The sequence below is a fragment of the Luteitalea sp. genome (assembly GCF_022842525.1).
Taxonomy (GTDB): domain Bacteria; phylum Acidobacteriota; class Vicinamibacteria; order Vicinamibacterales; family Vicinamibacteraceae; genus Luteitalea.
In genome coordinates, this window is record NZ_JALHPM010000062.1 from 1 (window position 1) to 15,941 (window position 15,941).

Annotated in this window: 14 protein-coding genes; 8 read left to right on the plus strand and 6 right to left on the minus strand. The window is 69.2% G+C overall.

Features of this window, described 5'->3' with window-relative positions; genetic code table 11:
• Window positions 1-1,173: SelB C-terminal domain-containing protein (locus Q0C41_RS13955; RefSeq protein WP_291984398.1), on the plus strand; the 1,173-nt coding region annotated here is incomplete at its 5' end.
• 3 nt (window positions 1,174-1,176) lie between these two features.
• Here the strand turns inward: Q0C41_RS13955 and tatA are convergent.
• Window positions 1,177-1,350 carry a twin-arginine translocase TatA/TatE family subunit gene (gene tatA / locus Q0C41_RS13960; RefSeq protein ID WP_110174806.1) on the minus strand — a complete coding sequence of 58 codons (174 nt, stop codon included), beginning with the start codon at window positions 1,348-1,350 and terminating at the stop codon, window positions 1,177-1,179.
• A 30-nt stretch (window positions 1,351-1,380) separates the two neighbouring features.
• Here tatA and Q0C41_RS13965 point away from each other — a divergent pair, with 30 nt between their 5' ends.
• Together Q0C41_RS13965 and Q0C41_RS13970 are read left to right on the plus strand one after the other, a co-directional pair.
• The gene (locus Q0C41_RS13965; protein ID WP_291984399.1) at window positions 1,381-2,256 is read left to right on the plus strand and encodes a VWA domain-containing protein; all 876 of its coding nucleotides are present in this window, start codon (window positions 1,381-1,383) and stop codon (window positions 2,254-2,256) included.
• A gap of 170 nt (window positions 2,257-2,426) precedes the next feature.
• Window positions 2,427-3,380: an energy transducer TonB gene (locus Q0C41_RS13970; protein ID WP_291984400.1), complete on the plus strand. Its 954-nt coding sequence runs from the start codon at window positions 2,427-2,429 to the stop codon at window positions 3,378-3,380.
• Window positions 3,381-3,601: 221 nt separating this feature from the next.
• On the opposite strand, the gene groL is transcribed toward Q0C41_RS13970, so the two are convergent.
• The 4 genes from groL to Q0C41_RS13990 form a co-directional block, all read right to left on the minus strand.
• Window positions 3,602-5,227 carry a chaperonin GroEL gene (groL, locus tag Q0C41_RS13975; RefSeq protein ID WP_367079215.1) on the minus strand — a complete coding sequence of 542 codons (1,626 nt, stop codon included), beginning with the start codon at window positions 5,225-5,227 and terminating at the stop codon, window positions 3,602-3,604.
• Between the two features lie 15 nt (window positions 5,228-5,242).
• Entirely contained in the window at window positions 5,243-5,530 is a 288-nt protein-coding gene (gene groES / locus Q0C41_RS13980) for a co-chaperone GroES (RefSeq protein ID WP_110172587.1), read from the minus strand.
• Window positions 5,531-5,800: 270 nt separating this feature from the next.
• Window positions 5,801-6,004 carry a helix-turn-helix domain-containing protein gene (locus Q0C41_RS13985; protein ID WP_291984427.1) on the minus strand — a complete coding sequence of 68 codons (204 nt, stop codon included), beginning with the start codon at window positions 6,002-6,004 and terminating at the stop codon, window positions 5,801-5,803.
• 13 nt (window positions 6,005-6,017) lie between these two features.
• On the minus strand, window positions 6,018-6,926 hold the full coding sequence (locus Q0C41_RS13990) for a phosphoribosylaminoimidazolesuccinocarboxamide synthase (RefSeq protein ID WP_291984428.1): 909 nt from the start codon (window positions 6,924-6,926) through the stop codon (window positions 6,018-6,020).
• A gap of 251 nt (window positions 6,927-7,177) precedes the next feature.
• On the opposite strand from Q0C41_RS13990, the gene Q0C41_RS13995 reads away from it, so the two are divergent.
• Entirely contained in the window at window positions 7,178-10,339 is a 3,162-nt protein-coding gene (locus tag Q0C41_RS13995) for a TonB-dependent receptor (protein WP_291984401.1), read from the plus strand.
• Window positions 10,340-10,419: 80 nt separating this feature from the next.
• Here the strand turns inward: Q0C41_RS13995 and Q0C41_RS14000 are convergent, their stop codons facing one another.
• Window positions 10,420-11,535 carry a hypothetical protein gene (locus Q0C41_RS14000; protein ID WP_291984402.1) on the minus strand — a complete coding sequence of 372 codons (1,116 nt, stop codon included), beginning with the start codon at window positions 11,533-11,535 and terminating at the stop codon, window positions 10,420-10,422.
• Window positions 11,536-11,588: 53 nt separating this feature from the next.
• Between Q0C41_RS14000 and Q0C41_RS14005 the strand changes: the two genes are divergently transcribed.
• The 4 genes from Q0C41_RS14005 to Q0C41_RS14020 are packed head-to-tail and all read left to right on the plus strand — an operon-like array spanning window position 11,589 to window position 15,940.
• A complete protein-coding gene (locus tag Q0C41_RS14005) occupies window positions 11,589-12,644 on the plus strand; it encodes a lysylphosphatidylglycerol synthase transmembrane domain-containing protein (protein WP_291984403.1) in 1,056 nt (351 codons plus the stop codon).
• Window positions 12,641-13,099: a transcriptional regulator NrdR gene (gene nrdR / locus Q0C41_RS14010; protein WP_291984404.1), complete on the plus strand. Its 459-nt coding sequence runs from the start codon at window positions 12,641-12,643 to the stop codon at window positions 13,097-13,099. Before Q0C41_RS14005 ends, nrdR begins: the two co-directional genes overlap by 4 nt.
• Before the next feature lie 2 nt (window positions 13,100-13,101).
• Entirely contained in the window at window positions 13,102-13,635 is a 534-nt protein-coding gene (locus Q0C41_RS14015) for a DUF4390 domain-containing protein (RefSeq protein WP_291984405.1), read from the plus strand.
• 1 nt (window position 13,636) lies between these two features.
• Window positions 13,637-15,940 carry an ATP-binding protein gene (locus Q0C41_RS14020; protein ID WP_291984406.1) on the plus strand — a complete coding sequence of 768 codons (2,304 nt, stop codon included), beginning with the start codon at window positions 13,637-13,639 and terminating at the stop codon, window positions 15,938-15,940.
• The last annotated feature ends 1 nt before the right edge of the window (window position 15,941 follow it).

Consider the following 15,941-nt stretch of genomic DNA (forward strand, 5'->3'; position numbering starts at 1 on the left):
CAGCGCACCGCGGTCAATCTCGCCGGCGTGTCGCTCGACGAGGTGGCGCGCGGCGACGTGCTGCTGGGGGAGGGCGGCACCTTGTCGACGCGCCGCCTGGCCGTGACCGTCGACGTGCTGCCGGGCGCCCCGCCGCAGAAGCACGGCACGCGGGTGCACGTCCACCTCGGGACGTCGGTCGTGCTCGGACGACTGCTCATCCCCGGCCGTGCGCCCGGTGAGGCGCCGCGCACGATCCCGTCCGGGAGTTCCGCCTCGGCGCTGCTCCGGCTCGAGTCGCCGCTGCCCGCGCGTCGGGGCGATCGACTCGTGCTGCGCGCCTACTCGCCCCTGGCGACGATTGCCGGCGCCCTCGTCGCCGACCCGTGGCCGCCCGCGCGTCCCTCTCAGATCCGCCCGGCCGAGACCGACGATGCGGCAGCGCTGGTGTTCGCGCGCGTGCGGGACTCCGGCGCGCTCGGGTGTGCCAGGGCCGATCTGCCGGCACGGTGCGGGGTGACGCCTGCGGCCGCGGCCGCGGCACTCGAGGCGCTGGTCCGCGAGGGGCGGCTGGTCGACATCGGGCCGATGTCCATCGCCACCGACGTGTTGCCGGAGGTGCGGACCGCGTTGCTGCAGCGGATCGACGCCGCCCACACGGCCGACCCTCTGGCGGGCGGCGTGTCGCGCGCGGCCCTGCGGACCGCGGGAGGGCGGCGCTGGCGCGCGGAGGTGGCCGATGTCGTGCTCGCGCAACTGGCCCGCGAGGGCGTGATCAGCGGCGACGATCGTCTCGCGCGCGCGGCGGCGCTGGCGCCGGCCCGCGATCCGGTCGACGCCCGTGTGTTCGAGGCGATCGACGCGGCTGGCCTCGGCGGCCGGTCGGTCCAGGAACTGGAAGCAGGGGCAGGAGTCGAGCGCAAGGCCCTCGCGGCGGTGCTGGCACGGCTGTCCCGCGCCGGAGACGTCGAGCGTCTGGGCGATCTCTCGATCGCCTCGGGGCACCTGCGGGCCCTCGTGCATGAACTTCGGCGGCTGGCTGACGCCGGGGAGGCGCCTGCGCGTATCGAGGTGGGGTGGTTCAAGGAGCGATACGGATTGACGCGGCGCACCGCGATTCCGCTGCTCGAATGGCTCGACCGCACGCGCGTGACCCGCCGGGAGGGAGAGGCGCGCGTGCTGATTCCGCTGTGAGGCTTACTCGTCCTTGCCGGACGCGCCTTCCTTGGTGGCTTCCTTGAAGTTGCGGATGCCCTTGCCGATGCCGCGGCCGATTTCGGGCAGCCGCGTGGCCCCGAAGATCAGCACGATGATGAACAGGATGATGATCAGTTCGGGGATACCGAGTGGCCCGAGGCCCAGCGCGATCATGAAGAGCTCCTTTACGAACACCTACTGCGCGTGATTCTACCATTCGACCTCCGCGTCGCCGGTTTGGCCGCCGGGGTGGCGCTGCTGGCCTCGGTGCTCTCGTCGGCGGGAGGGCTCCAGCAGTTCGCCTCCCGCACCGAGTTGGTCGAGGTGTATGCGACGGTGACCGACAAGCAGGGCCGCTTCGTGACCGACCTCGGGCGCGACGAGTTCGTCGTGCTCGAGGACGGCGTGCCGCAGCCCCTCAGCACCTTCGCGGACGGCGACCAGCCCGTGTCCATCGCCCTGGCCGTCGATCGCAGCTGGAGCATGGCCAACGGCCGGCTGGCCGCCGCGCAGCGCGGCGGGCGCGAGTTGCTGCACGAACTCGGCGATCAGGATCGCGCGATGCTGGTGGCCATCGGCTCCGAGGTCGAGGTGCCGGTCGCCCTGACCCCGGACCGCCAGGCCGTCGATGCGGCCCTGCAGGCGCTCGACCCCTGGGGCTCCACCGCCCTGCACGACGCCATCGTCACCGCCTTCGATGCCATCGAACCGGCGCCGGGGCGTCGGGCCCTGGTCCTGATCTCGGACGGGCTCGAGCGGGGCAGTCGGCGGTCGAGTGCCGACGTGCTGACGCGGGTGCGGGCCAGCGATGTCCTGGCCTATCCGGTCGTCGTGCAACGGAAGGTGCCCGACGTGCTCGAGCAACTGGCCGCCCTCACCGGCGGGCACGCGCAGCGGGTCAAGGATCTGGACGACCTGCCCTCCGTGCTGCGCCGCATCGCATCCGACCTCCGCCATCAGTACCTGCTCGGCTACCAGCCGCTCCGCCCGACGGCACCCGGGCAGTATCGACGCATCGAGGTGCGCGTGACGCGTGCGACGCATCGCGTCCGGGCGCGCGCCGGCTATCTGGCACGCTGAGTCGGCCGGATGGGGGCCTGACGGCGTCTAACCCTGAAACCCCGGTTCGCGCCGGGTCCGCTTCTGGCCGAGCCGTCGCTCGGCCTCGTCGTCATCAGTCCTGTCGAGGCGCGGCCGGCATGTCGCCGGCCATGCGCATGAGTTGCGGGTATCGCAAGAGTGCTGACAGAATGAACGCGTTCTCAGGCCATCGCCCGGATATGTCTCAAGCGCCACCCGCCACCCCTCAGGAGCCGAGCTCGCACGGGTCCGTCATCCTCCCCCTGGGCGGGCATCCGACCATCGATCTCGAGTTCGGGCAGGACCGGCAGCGCTTCAGCGGGGCGGCTGTGGCGTCGGCCGTGGCGCACATCGCCTTCTCTTTGCTCCTCTTCTTCGGGATTCGTGCCGTGCCCGCGGGGGAGTCCAACGCGGCGGTCAAGCCCCCCGAGCCCAACTACCAGCTGGTGTTCGTCGCCGAGCCCGGGCCTGGCGGGGGCGGTGGTGGCGGCGGCAACCGGAGCCCAGAGCCACCGCGTCGGGTCGAGTTGCCAGGCACCGACCGCATGACAGTGCCTGTCGCCCCCAAGACCTCGATCACGCCGCCCAAGGACGTCGAGCCGCCCAAGGACGTGGAGCCGCCGCCGGTCCCGCAGATGAACATTCCCGTCCAGAGCCTCGCCTCCGGTGACGTGGCGGTCGCGGGCGTCATCGATCGCACGGCCATTCCAAGTGGCAGTTCGCAGGGCAGTGGCAGCGGTGGCGGCGCGGGGACCGGCACGGGCACGGGCGTCGGGTCGGGACAGGGCAGTGGCCTCGGCGCCGGCTTCGGCGGCGGCACCGGCGGGGGGGCCTATCGTCCCGGGTCGGGTGTCTCCCAGCCGACCCTGATCTCGCAGGTCAAGCCGCAGTACACGACCGAGGCGATGCGCGCGAAGATCCAGGGCAAGGTCTGGCTCGAGGTCGTCGTCATGCCTGACGGTCGCCCCGGGGACATCAAGATCGCCCGCTCCCTCGACCGCACGTTCGGCCTGGACGAAGAGGCGATGAAGGCCATGCGCCTCTGGCGCTTCCGCCCCGGCATGCGCCAGGGCGCCGCCGTCCCCACCATCATCGTCGTCGAGATGGAGTTCAGTCTCCGCTGAAGCACGACTCCGCCGATGAGGACGGAGGACTGAGGAACGAGGACTGAGGTAGGTGGGAGGGGCGAGGGGGCCGAAGGGCTGGAAGGGCCTTCTTGCTTCGTCCTTGAGACCACGCAGGAAGGGCCCGCTGGATTGCTCCAGCGGGCCCTTGCTCATTCAAGTCCCGAGTCCCGGTGCCCGGTTCCCGGTGACGGCCCGCTCGGAGAGCGGGCCCTACCCACCTAGTACATCCCGCCGCCGCCGCCCTGGGGCATCGGCTCGGCCTTCTTGTCTTCCGGAATGTCACACACCATCGCTTCGGTGGTGAGCAGCAGGCCGGCGATCGAGGCCGCGTTCTGGAGGGCCGTGCGGACGACCTTGACCGGGTCGATGACGCCGGCCGCGATCAGGTCCTCGAACTTCTCGGCGCCGGCGTTGTAGCCGAACTCCACCGTGTCGTTCTCCTTGACGCGCTGCACGACAATCGTGCCTTCCTGGCCCGCATTGGTCGCGATCCAGCGCATCGGCTCCTCGATGGCGCGCTTGATGATGGCGACACCGACCTGCTGGTCGTGCGTGTCGAGCTTCAGCGAGTCGAGCGCCTTGCCCGCGCGCACCAGGGCCACGCCGCCGCCGGGGACGATGCCCTCTTCGACGGCCGCCTTGGTCGCGTGCATGGCGTCTTCGACGCGCGCCTTCTTCTCCTTCATCTCGGTCTCGGTGGCGGCACCGACCTTGATGACGGCGACACCGCCGACGAGCTTCGCCAGGCGCTCCTGCAGCTTCTCGCGGTCGTAGTCCGAGGTGGTGTCCTCGACCTGCGTGCGGATCTGCTTGACGCGGCCCTCGATGGCCCCGGCAGCGCCGGCGCCCTCGACGATCGTCGTGTTGTCCTTGTCGATCGTCACCTTCTTGGCGCGGCCGAGATCCTCGAGCTTGACGTTCTCGAGCTTGATGCCGAGGTCCTCGGTCAGCGCGCGGCCGCCGGTCAGGATGGCGATGTCCTCGAGCATGGCCTTGCGGCGGTCACCGAAGCCCGGGGCCTTGACGGCGGCGGCCTGCAGCGTCCCGCGCAGCTTGTTCACCACGAGCGTCGCGAGCGCTTCACCCTCGATGTCCTCGGCGATGATCAGCAGCGGACGCCCGCCGCGAGCCACCTGCTCGAGCACCGGGAGGAGGTCCTTCATCGACGAGATCTTCTTCTCGTGGATCAGGATGACCGGGTTCTCCAGCACCACTTCCATGCGGTCCGGGTCGGTCACGAAGTAGGGCGAGAGGTAGCCGCGATCGAACTGCATGCCCTCGACGACCTCGAGCGAGGTCTCCATCGACTTGGCTTCTTCGACCGTGATGACGCCGTCCTTGCCGACCTTCTCCATCGCTTCGGCGATGATCGTGCCGATCGTCGGGTCGCTGTTGGCGGAGATGGTGCCCACCTGGGCGATGGCGTTGCCGCTCACCGGCTTGGCGAACGACTTGAGCTGCTCGATGACGACCTCGACGGCCTTGTCGATGCCGCGCTTGACTTCCATCGGGTTGGCACCGGCCACGACGTTCTTGGCGCCCTCGCGATAGATGGCCTGCGCGAGCACGGTCGCGGTGGTGGTGCCGTCGCCGGCGATGTCGCTGGTCTTGCTCGCGACTTCACGCACCATCTGCGCGCCCATGTTCTCGAGCGGATCCTTCAGCTCGATCTCCTTGGCGACGGTGACGCCGTCCTTGGTGATCGTCGGCGATCCGAACTTCTTGTCGAGGACGACGTTGCGGCCCTTGGGACCGAGCGTCACCTTCACTGCATCGGCGAGCTGGTTGACACCGCGGAGAATCGCTTGCCGCGATTCCGCACCGTAGATGATCTGCTTTGCCATGATTCTCGCTCCCTCTTACGCCATCACCGCGAGGACTTCGTCCTCACGCATGATCAGATACTCGCGGCCTTCCACCTTGATCTCCTGGCCCGAATACTTGCCGAAGAGAATGGTGTCGCCCGCCTTGACGTCGAGGGGCGTGACCTTGCCGTCGTCCTTCACCTTGCCGTTGCCGACAGCGACGACCTTGCCCTGCTGCGGCTTTTCCTTGGCAGAGTCCGGGATGATGATCCCGTTGACTTGCTGCTCCCCTTCTTCGATACGTTCGACGATGAGCCGATCGTGGAGAGGTCGGAGGTTCATGGTGTGTACTCCAGTCCTGATGAGATGTGACGGCGGGCGCCAGCGCGCCCTCCCCAGAAAGAATGTTCAGGTGCCCCCAGCGGCTTAGCAGTCGAGGGGGACGACTGCCAAGTATAGATCGTCCGTGTTGGCAGTCAAGACCCCTGACTGCCAACACGGACGAATGCCGGAATGCCGGAATGTCGAAGGGCCGAAGAACGAAGGACCCAAGACCGAAGGACCCAAGACCGAAGGCCCAGGGCCCAAGGACGAAGGCCCAGGGGCGTGCCCCTACCCCTTGAGCTTGTGTTCGGCGATCTTGCGGGCGAGGGTGTTGCGGTGCAGGCCGGTGAGGGCGGCGCAGCGGGTGATGCTGCCGTCGGTGCGCTTCAGGGCCAGTTCGAGGAAGCGACGTTCGAATTCGCGGGCGGCATCGACGAAGTGGATGCCGCCATCCACCATCTCGGCCACGAGCCGTTCCAGATCCCGGTGCATGGCCACGGGCAGCTCAGGCCTCGACCAGGTCGGCCCCGGTGAGTCGGCGGAAGGCGTCGAGGTACTTGTCGCGCGTCCGGGCGACGACGTCGTCTGGCAGCGAGGGCACCGGCGGCTGCTTGTCCCACTGGATCCGCTCGAGGTATTCGCGGACGAATTGTTTGTCGAAGCTCGGCTGTGGGCCGCCTGGCGCGTACTGGTCGGCGGGCCAGAAGCGCGACGAGTCGGGGGTCAGGATCTCGTCGATCAGGACCACCCGCGTCCGGCCGGCGTCCTGCACCAGGCCAAACTCGAACTTGGTGTCGGCGACGAGGATGCCGCGCGATGCCGCGTGCGCCGCGCCAGCGGTGTAGAGCGCCAGGGTCAGGGCCTTGACCTGGTCGAAGACCTCCTCGCCGAGGATCTCGGCGGCCCGAGCTTCGCTGATGTTTTCGTCGTGGCCCGTTTCGGCCTTCGTGGCCGGGGTGAAGAGGGGCGTCGGCAACTGGTCGCACTGCCGCAGGCCGGTGGGCAGGCGGTGCCCGCACAGCGTGCCGGTCGCCTGGTAGTCCTTCCAGCCGGATCCTTCCAGGTACCCGCGGGCGACGCACTCGACCGGCAGGGGCTCCGTTCGCCGCACCAGCATCGTGCGCCCGGCGAGGGCCGCGGCGAACGGGTGGGTGCTGGCGGGGAAGTCCGCCACGTCCGTGGACAGGAGGTGGTGCGGGGTCACGTCGGCGAGGCGCCCGAACCAGAACGTCGACAACTGCGTGAGGATCCGCCCCTTGTCGGGGATGCCGGAGCCGAGCACGTGGTCGAACGCCGAAATGCGGTCGGTGGCCACGATGAGGAGCCGGTCGTCACCCGCCTCGAACACGTCGCGCACCTTGCCCCGGCGGAGCAGCGGCAGACCGATGGCGGGGGTGGTGAGCAGCGGGGACATGGACACGAAGGCAGAACTCCCGTTCGAGGCCCGCCAAGAATAGCGCGAATCGCGCGCCAAACGCCTCGCGCAGCGGTTCGTCCCGGCAAATCCGTGGCCCGACCCCTGCCATCACCAAATCATCACGATCGTGAAGGCCGAGTTTGTGGCGTCATATGTGGCTGTGGCCCGAGTGGCCCTTGCCGCCCGCGACGCGTGTCACCTGCGCGCGGTCTCCACGGAGCCGTCGCTCCGTGTGCCCAGGAGGGATGATGTCAAGTACGTTCGTTCAGTCGTTGCGTCGGGCGCTGCTGTGCCTGGCGCTGCTGGCCGCCGCCGTGCCCGCCAGCGCGCAGCTCACGCGCGGGATCATTTCCGGCGTGGTCACCGACTCCGGTGGCGGGGTCCTGCCCGGGGTTACCGTCACGATCACCAATCAGGACACCGGCGTCGTCCGGGCCACCACCAGCAACGATTCCGGCGTGTTCCGGGCCCCGGCGCTCGAGCCCGGGACGTACCAGGTCCGCGCGGAGCTCCAGGGCTTCCGGACCTTCGACGCCCGCGACATCCGCGTCGGGTCGGGCCAGGAAGTCACGCTCAACCCGTCGCTCTCGGTCGGCGGTCTCGAGGAGACCGTGCAGGTGACCTCGGAGGCGGCGGGCGTGACCATCAACCGCACCAACGCCACGGTCGGTCTCGTGACCAACGCGCGCCAGGTGGTCGAACTGCCGATCTCGCCGACGCGTGACGTCACCCGCGTGGCGCTGCTCTCGCCCAACGTGGTGTCGGGGCCCGGCGCCGAGGGCATCTCGGCCAACGGCCAGCGCTCGCGCAACAACAACTTCATGATCGACGGGTCGGACAACAACGACGCCAGCGTCAGCCTCTCGACGACCCCCATCCCGCCCGAAGCGGTCGCCGAGATCGCCGTGCAGACCAACCCGTACAACGTCGAGTACGGCCGCAGCTCCGGCGCCCAGTTCAACGTCATCACGAAGTCGGGCACCAACGCCTTCCGCGGCGACATCTTCGACTACTACACCGACAGCAAGTACAACGCCCGCACGAACGTCGAGAAGCGCACCGGCTTCGACGACCCGGCCGGCTTCACCCGCCACCAGGTGGGCGGCGGCATCGGCGGCCCCGTGCTGCGCAACAAGCTGTTCTTCTTCGGGATGTTCCAGGCCGACATCCGTCGCGAGGACGGCGGCCCGGGCACCACGGCCAACATCCCGACGCAGGCGGGCTACGCCACGCTGCAGAACGTGCCGCTGCGTGCCGGCCAGTCGGCCGCGAGCCGCTCGGCCGTGCTGAACTCGATCGGCTTCCTGCAGGAGGTCTACGCACAGAACCCGGTGTTCTCGAACCTGCGTACCACCAACGTCAACGGCGTGCCGGTCGAGATCGGCCAGGTCAACCTGCCGATTCAGCAGGACCGCGACGCCTTCAACCTGCTGACCCGCGTCGACTACACGCTCTCGCCCAACGACACCATCACCGGCCGCTACATCTCGGACCGGCCGACGACGCAGAACGCGGCGAGCAACCTGCAGTTCGGCAGCCGGTTCGCCGGTGAATCGGCGACCAAGGACCACAACCTGGCGCTGAGCCACACGCACGTCTTCGGGCCGCGCGCGCTCAACGAGGCGCGGTTCTCGTACATCCGTCGCGACCTGTCGTTCCCCGAGGCGGATCCCGTCACGCCGACCACCGCCATCACGGGCCTCTTCACCATCGGCGGTCTGAGCAACTTCCCGCAGGGACGCATCCAGAACTCGTTCCAGTTCCAGGATGTCTTCTCGTGGCAGAAGGGGCGGCACTCGCTGAAGTTCGGTGGCGACATGCGCTACCTGCAACTGGACAACCAGGCGGCCTTCAACTCGAAGGGCTCCTTCACGTTCAACAACCTGCAGGACTACATGAACAACTTCGCGAACCAGTTCACGCAGGCGTTGCAGGTGGCCAGCTTCGATGCCCGCCAGACGCAGCTGTTCTTCTTCGCGCAGGACGACTTCCGCGTCACCCAGAACCTCACGATCAACCTGGGGCTGCGCTACGAGAACAGCTCGGTACCGCTCGGGTTCTTCGGTGCGGAGGATCAGCAGTCCCTCAACGCGCTGGTGCCGGGCCCGGTGCAGCGTGACAACAACAACTGGGCGCCGCGCGTCGGCTTCGCCTGGACGCCGACGCCGCAGGGCGGCTTCCTGAAGTCCCTGCTCGGCGCCGAGGGCCAGAGCGTCGTCCGTGGCGGCTACGGCATCGGCTACGACGTGCTGTTCTACAACATCCTCACGGTGAACGCGTCGAACTTCCCGCGTGTGTTCACCGGGCAGGCCGACCAGATCTTCGACGTGTTCCCCAACGTCGCCCCGGTGGGCGGCTCGCCCGTGTTCAACCCGCTGGCCACGTACGTCAATACGCCGGTCGATGCGCAGTACCCACGCAGCAACTACTGGTCGCTGTCGTTTGCTCGCGAGCTGACGTCCAACACCAGCTTCGAGTTCGGGTACAACGGCAGCCTCAGCCGCAACGGCGTCAACCAGTTGCAGGCCAACCCCGCCGTGCTGACCGAGGCCCAGGCGGCCACGGTGCGCGCCACCGGCAGCATCGCCTCCATCCCGAACACGCAGGCCCGTCGCGTCGTCCCGCAGTTCGGCCCCCGCGTGCTCATCGCGACCACCGCGGAAGGGGAGTACCACTCCGCGTACGCCCAGTTCACGCGGCGTCTGGCGCGCGGCCTGCAGTTCCGCAGCAGCTACACGTTCAGCAAGAACTTCAGCAACAACGACGAGTCGCTCGGCGTGGCGGCCATCACCGCCGGGTCGCCGCAGATTCCGCAGGACTTCAACGACATCGACGCCGAGTGGAGTCTGTCGGCGTTCGACCGCACGCACCGCGTCGTCGCGTCGTGGCTCTACGAGACGCCGGCGGTCGGCAATGCCTTCGTGCGTCAGCTGACGGGCGGATGGCAGGTCTCTGGGGTGTTCGTGGCGCAGTCGGGCCAGCCGTTCACCATCCTGACGGGCGTGGACACCAATGGCAACGGCGGCGGTGGCGATCGTCCGAACTTCGATCCGTCCGGCACCCTGACGCCCGACCCGGACACGGGCAACCTGCGCACCTTCACCACGTCGGGCATGTTCCTGGTGCCGCTCGGCACCAACGGGCTGCCGCTCGCCAACAGCCTCGGCAACGGCAACCTCGGGCGCAACACCCTGCGCGCCCCGGCCTGGTACAACTGGGACATCAGCGTGGCACGCCGCTTCACGCTGCCGTTCGGTCACCGCGTGCTGATTCGTGCCGACCTGTTCAACGCCTTCAACCAGGACAACTACGGCGTGCCGGTCAACAGCCTGAGCAATCCGGCGTTCGGCACCAACACCAACAACTGGGGCAACCGCTCGCTGCTCATGAGCGCCCGCTACAGCTTCTAGAAGTGCATGAGGGGCGGTGCGCACCGTGCGCATCGCCCCTCGCTGGTCCCACGAGCGCCGACCGTCGCGTCGGCGCTGTCCTACTCCGTCGCTGGACGACCGGCCCGGGTCCGCACCCGCAGCGCGCCGGTGTTGACGGTCACCTTCACCAGCGGCCCCCCCTCTCCCAGCGTCGCGCTCGCCGCCTCGCGCGCGCCCGTCTTCGTGGCGGTCATGCCGTCCGGCAGTCGCAGGCTCCCGTTCTCGATGGCGGCCTCGAGTTGCAGGCCGCCCTCGGCAGGGAGCGTGACCTCGACGGTGTCGTCGTCCACCGTGATGGTGGTCGCCACCGGGATGGCCAGTTCGGCGTTCACGGTCAGCCGGTCGGCCTCGATGGTCAGCGGGTGACGCACGTCGCGCAACTCGATGGTGCCGCCCTCCCCGGTGATGTGCACGGGGCCCCCGGTGCCCCGGATGTCCATGCGGGCGAAGTCGGTCTTGATCGACACCGGTCCGGTCGCGTCCATCACATCGACCGTGCCGCGCTCGCTCCGCAGCACGACCGAGGCGGGCGCTTCCGCGCGCAGGCGCACGCTGCGGGTGTCGAGGTCCATGCGGGTGCCGGGGCCGAACTCGGCCCGCGACTCACGCAGGTCGCCAGTGATCGGACCGGCGACCTCGGCAACGTTGAGCTCGCCCCGGTACTCGTCGAGGTGGACGCTGGCCACCCCACGAATCTCGGCCGATCCGCGACCGCCCAGCTGGACCTTGAGCCGTGAGGGCACCTCGATGTGCAGTTCATACCGCGGCGGTCGGCCACCCCGTTCGAAGGAGACCGCGACCGTGGCGACAGGTCCGGCGCCCGTGACGGCCAGGCCCAGCCCTTTCTCCTGCTGGGCGACGTCGGCCTCGTCCATCCCGCCGATCACGGTGTCGAGACGGACGAGGATGTCCTCCCGGTCCGTGCCGGCGACGAACATGGCCCCGCGGACCTCACCGAGGTCCAGGGTGGTCACCTCCGGCGTCACCGCGAGGGTGGCGGTGCGGGTGACCGGCGTCCGGACGGCGTCTCCCACGAAGTGCGACTTCGCCATCTGCACCATGCGGGACAGGGAGAACCCCGGGGCGTCCGCCGGGGCGGCCGGCGCCGACACCTGGTAGACCCCCACCCCGAGGACGACAAAGACCACCAGCAGTAGCAGTTCGCGCTTTCCCATAGCCTCGAAAACCCAACCTATAGTACAGTCGCGCCCGAACAGCCCACCTCCGCATGACGGGCTACCTCAAGCACTTCCTCATCCTGCTCGTCACCGTGGCGCTCATCGCGCTGTTCCTGCGGCAGGCCGATTTGTCGGCCGTGGGGCGGGAACTGGCGCGTGCGCATCCCAGCGGCATCCTGCTCGCGCTGCTGGCGTCGGTGGGCACCTTCGTCTTCCGTACGTTCCGCTGGCAGTACCTGTTGCTGCCCATCGGCCAGGTCCCGTTCGGACCGGCCCTCCGCGCCACCGTCATCGGGTTCGGCGCCAATGCCATGCTGCCCGGCCGCGTCGGCGAGGTGCTGCGGCCGTACCTGCTTGCCAGGAAGGTCCATCTCGACCCGACGGCGACCTTTGCCACCATCGTCCTCGAGCGGGCCCTCGACATCATCACGCTGCTGATCCTGTTTGCGCTGAGCGTCTCGCTGCTCGATGCCGGGTTCGCTGTCAATGACGGACAAATGCTCCGGGCAGTTCAGTTTGGCGGCCTGATCGCCGCGGCGGCGGCCCTCGGCGGCCTCGGGGTCGCCTTCCTGTTCGCCGGCCACGCCGAGCGCGTGGGCCTGGTCACCGAGCGCCTCACGCGTCGTCTGCCGGCGCGGGTCGGCCGGCTGGCCACCAAGGTGGTGGCGGCGTTTGGTCAGGGCTTCGCGGTGCTCCGGACGCCCGCTGCGCTGGCGCTGGCCTTTGGCTGGTCGGTGGCGGTGTGGCTGTCGATCGGCCTCACCACCTGGGCCATGGCGTGGGCGTTCGCGCTGCCGTTGACCTTCGCCGGCACCTTCACGGTCCTCATGTTCATGGCCGTCGGCGTGTCCGTGCCGACGCCTGGCGCCGTGGGGGCGTTCCACGAGTCGGTGCGACTGGCACTGACCTCGCTGTACGCGGCCGACAACGACCGGGCGGTCGCCTATGCGGTGGCGCTGCACGCGCTGTCGTTCATCCCGGTGTCGCTCGCGACGCTGGTGTTCATCGCACGTGAAGGACTGACGCTACGACGCATCGAGGACATCACGAGGACAGGGGCGCCTCCGTCTGGCGTCAGGCACCTCGAAGGGAGCCAGGCCCGATGAAGTGCCCGTATTGCGGCCACCTGCAGGACAAGGTGGTAGATTCCCGCGAGAGTCGCGAGGGGGAGGTCATCCGGCGGCGGCGGGAATGCCTGGAATGTGCCCGGCGATTCACGTCGTACGAGCGGGTGGACGAAATCCCGTACATGGTCGTCAAGAAGGACGGCCGTCGGGAGCGGTTCGACCGGCAGAAGCTGATTGCGGGGCTGCTCAAGGCCTGCGAGAAGCGGCCGGTTCGCGTCAATGCGCTCGAAGCCGTGGCCGACCGAGTCGAGGCCGCGCTGCAGGAGCGCCCGGACAAGGAAATCAGCACCACCGAGATCGGTCAGCACGTCATGGCGGAACTCCGGCAGCTCGACAAGGTCGCCTACGTGCGCTTTGCCTCGGTCTACCGGCACTTCCGCGACATCGGCGAGTTCATGACCGAGCTCGAGGACCTGATCAAATCGAAGGACTGACGATGCGGCTGCGAGTGATGCTGCTGCTGGCCTGCTGGCTGGGCCTTGCCACCACGGCGTGGGCTGATGCGGCCGTGCAGGTCCAGACGACCCTGCACGACGGCGAGGTCCGCGTCAGCTTCCAGGTCACCGAGGCCGTGTCGGAGTCCGTCCGCGCCGCCATCCAGAGCGGGCTGCCGACGACGTTTGCCTACGACGTCGCCCTGCAGCAGTCGTCGCGCTGGTGGATCGACAAGACCATCGCCTACATGCGGGTCTCGGCCGTGGTCCGCTTCGACAACCTGACGCGCCGGTACCAGATCACCTTCATCGAGGACGGGCGGGTCGAAGAGGTCCGCACGACCGACGACGAAGGCACGGCGCTGCAGTGGCTGACCAACTTCCGCGGCCGTCGCCTGTCGTCACACCGGCTCGTCGAGGACGGCGAGTACCACGTCAGCGTGAAGGCGCAGACCCGTCCCCGCATGCTCGGCTGGGCGTGGCCATGGACCCCGGGTGCCGTGCTCGGCAGCGTGAGCTTCCGCTTCCGCCCGTGACGTGGCCATCTTCACCCGTCTGACCGACGCCCCGCCGGCCGCCGCGGCGCCGCCCGCGCCCGATCCCGCGCTGGCCGGAGGTCGCACCCCTCCGCAGCGCCCGCTCCGCGACAACCCGATCTTCGTCCTGCTGGCGATCGGCCTGCTGGTGGCGGCGCTCGTCGCGCTGGTCACCCTGGCCGATCGATCGACCGGGCTGTCGCCAGCCCTGCTGAGCGAGGTGGTGCTGTACGCGCTGGTCGCCGTCGACCTCACGATGCTGGGCGCGCTGGCGTTCGTGCTGGCCCGCAACGTCATCAAGCTGCTCGTCGAGCGGCGCCGTGCGCTGCCGTTCGCGCGGTTCCGCGCCAAGCTGGTCGCCGCCATGCTCGGGCTCGCGCTCGTGCCCGCGGTCCTCGTGCTCATCGTCGGCAGCGAACTGATTCGCAACAGCGCGAGTCGCTGGTTCGCGCCGCCCATCGACGATGTCCTGGCGGCTGCGCGCGAGATCGCGAGCGACTACTACCAGGACACGCAGGTGCAGACCGGCCGGCAGGCCGTCCGGCTGGCCCGGCTGCTGTCGACCTCCGGGATCGAGCGGGGCGACGTCGCGACCATCCGCGCTCGCGTGTCTCCCGAAGTGGCGTCGGGCCGGTCGACGCTCGTCGAGGTCTATCGCATCGCCCCGGAGACGAACCCGCTCGAGGTGATCCCGCTCTTCGACGTCGCGGCGCCGACGGTGCCTCGCGACGTGCCACGGGCCTCGGCCGACCGTCTGGCGGCGCGCGTGGCCGGTGGCAGTGCCGACACCCGCGTCATCGAGCCGCTTGGCAGCGGGGGAGAACTGGTGCGCTCGGCGTCGCTCGTGCGCCTGCCCGACGGCATGGCCCCGGTGGGCGTCGTCATCGTCAGCGAGCATCTGTCGGGCAGCCTCGCGCAGCACAGCCGACGCATCGTCGAGGCCTACGAGGGGTATCAGCAGTTGCGCGTCCTGCGGCGGCCGATCGAGGGCGTCTACCTGTCGTTCTTCCTGATGATGACGCTGTTCATCCTGGTGAGCGCGACGTGGCTCGGCCTCTACACCGCCAAGCGCATCACCCGTCCCATCGGGCTGCTCGCGGCGGGGGCGCGGGAGATCGGGCAGGGCAACTTCGACTACCGCATCGAGCCGGAGTCGGCCGACGAGTTCGGGCAGCTCGTCGAGGCGTTCAACACGATGGCCGGCGAACTGGAGCAGTCGCGGGCCGAGGTCCAGCGCAAGGGGCGGGAGGTCGAGGGGCGCAGTCGCTACATCGAGACCATCCTCAAGCGGATCGCGACCGGCGTGATCTCCCTTGACACCCGGGGCCGCATCAACACGATGAACAGCGCCGCGGCCCGGCTGCTCGGGCTGGACCAGTCCGCCGTCGGGCAACTGTTCGACGACGTCTTCTCGCGGCAGGACCTGCGCCCGCTGCTGTCGATTCCCCAGGCGGCGGCGCGCACCCGTGGGGGCACGGCCGGGCACGAGATCGCCCTCGTGCGTGATGGCCGCGACCTGCATCTCGCGGTGGCGGCCACGCCGCTGCGCGACGAAGGCAGCTCTGAGGGCACGGTGCTGGTGTTCGACGACGTCACGCCGCTCATCCGGGCCCAGCGGGTCTCGGCCTGGCGCGATGTGGCCCGGCGTCTCGCGCACGAGATCAAGAACCCGCTGACGCCGATCCAGCTCAGTGCCGAGCGCATCCGGCGCCACTTCACCACCGCGCCGCCGACGACCCGCGAGCTGGTGGACGAGTGCTCCACCAACATCATCGGTGCCGTCGAGTCGCTCAAGGGGCTCGTGGACGAGTTCTCGCAGTTCGCCCGCATGCCGACGCCCAGGGCGGTGCCCTCGGATCTGCATGCGCTGCTCGACGAGGCGCTGGCGCTCTACGTCGGGTTGCCGCGCCTGACCGTGGTGAGGGAGTACGATCCCGCCATGCCGGTCATCCGGGTGGACCCGGAGCAGTTCAAGCGCGTGGTCATCAATCTCGTGGACAACGCCGTCGAGGCCCTGGCCGCCGTGCACGACGGCCTGCCGGCCAGCGCGACCGGGACGATCAGCGTGCAGACGACCTGGGACGAGGGGCACCGGCTCGCCCGGCTGGTCGTCGGCGACGATGGCCCCGGGCTCGGGGAGGCGGATCGGAGCAAGCTGTTCCTGCCGTACTACTCGACCAAGGGGCGCGACAGCGGGCTCGGGCTGGCCATCGTCCGCCGCATCATCGTCGAGCACGGCGGCACCATCGAGGCGGCCGACCGCATGCCGCACGGCGCCGCCTTCACGCTGGAGATTCCCGCGTAGG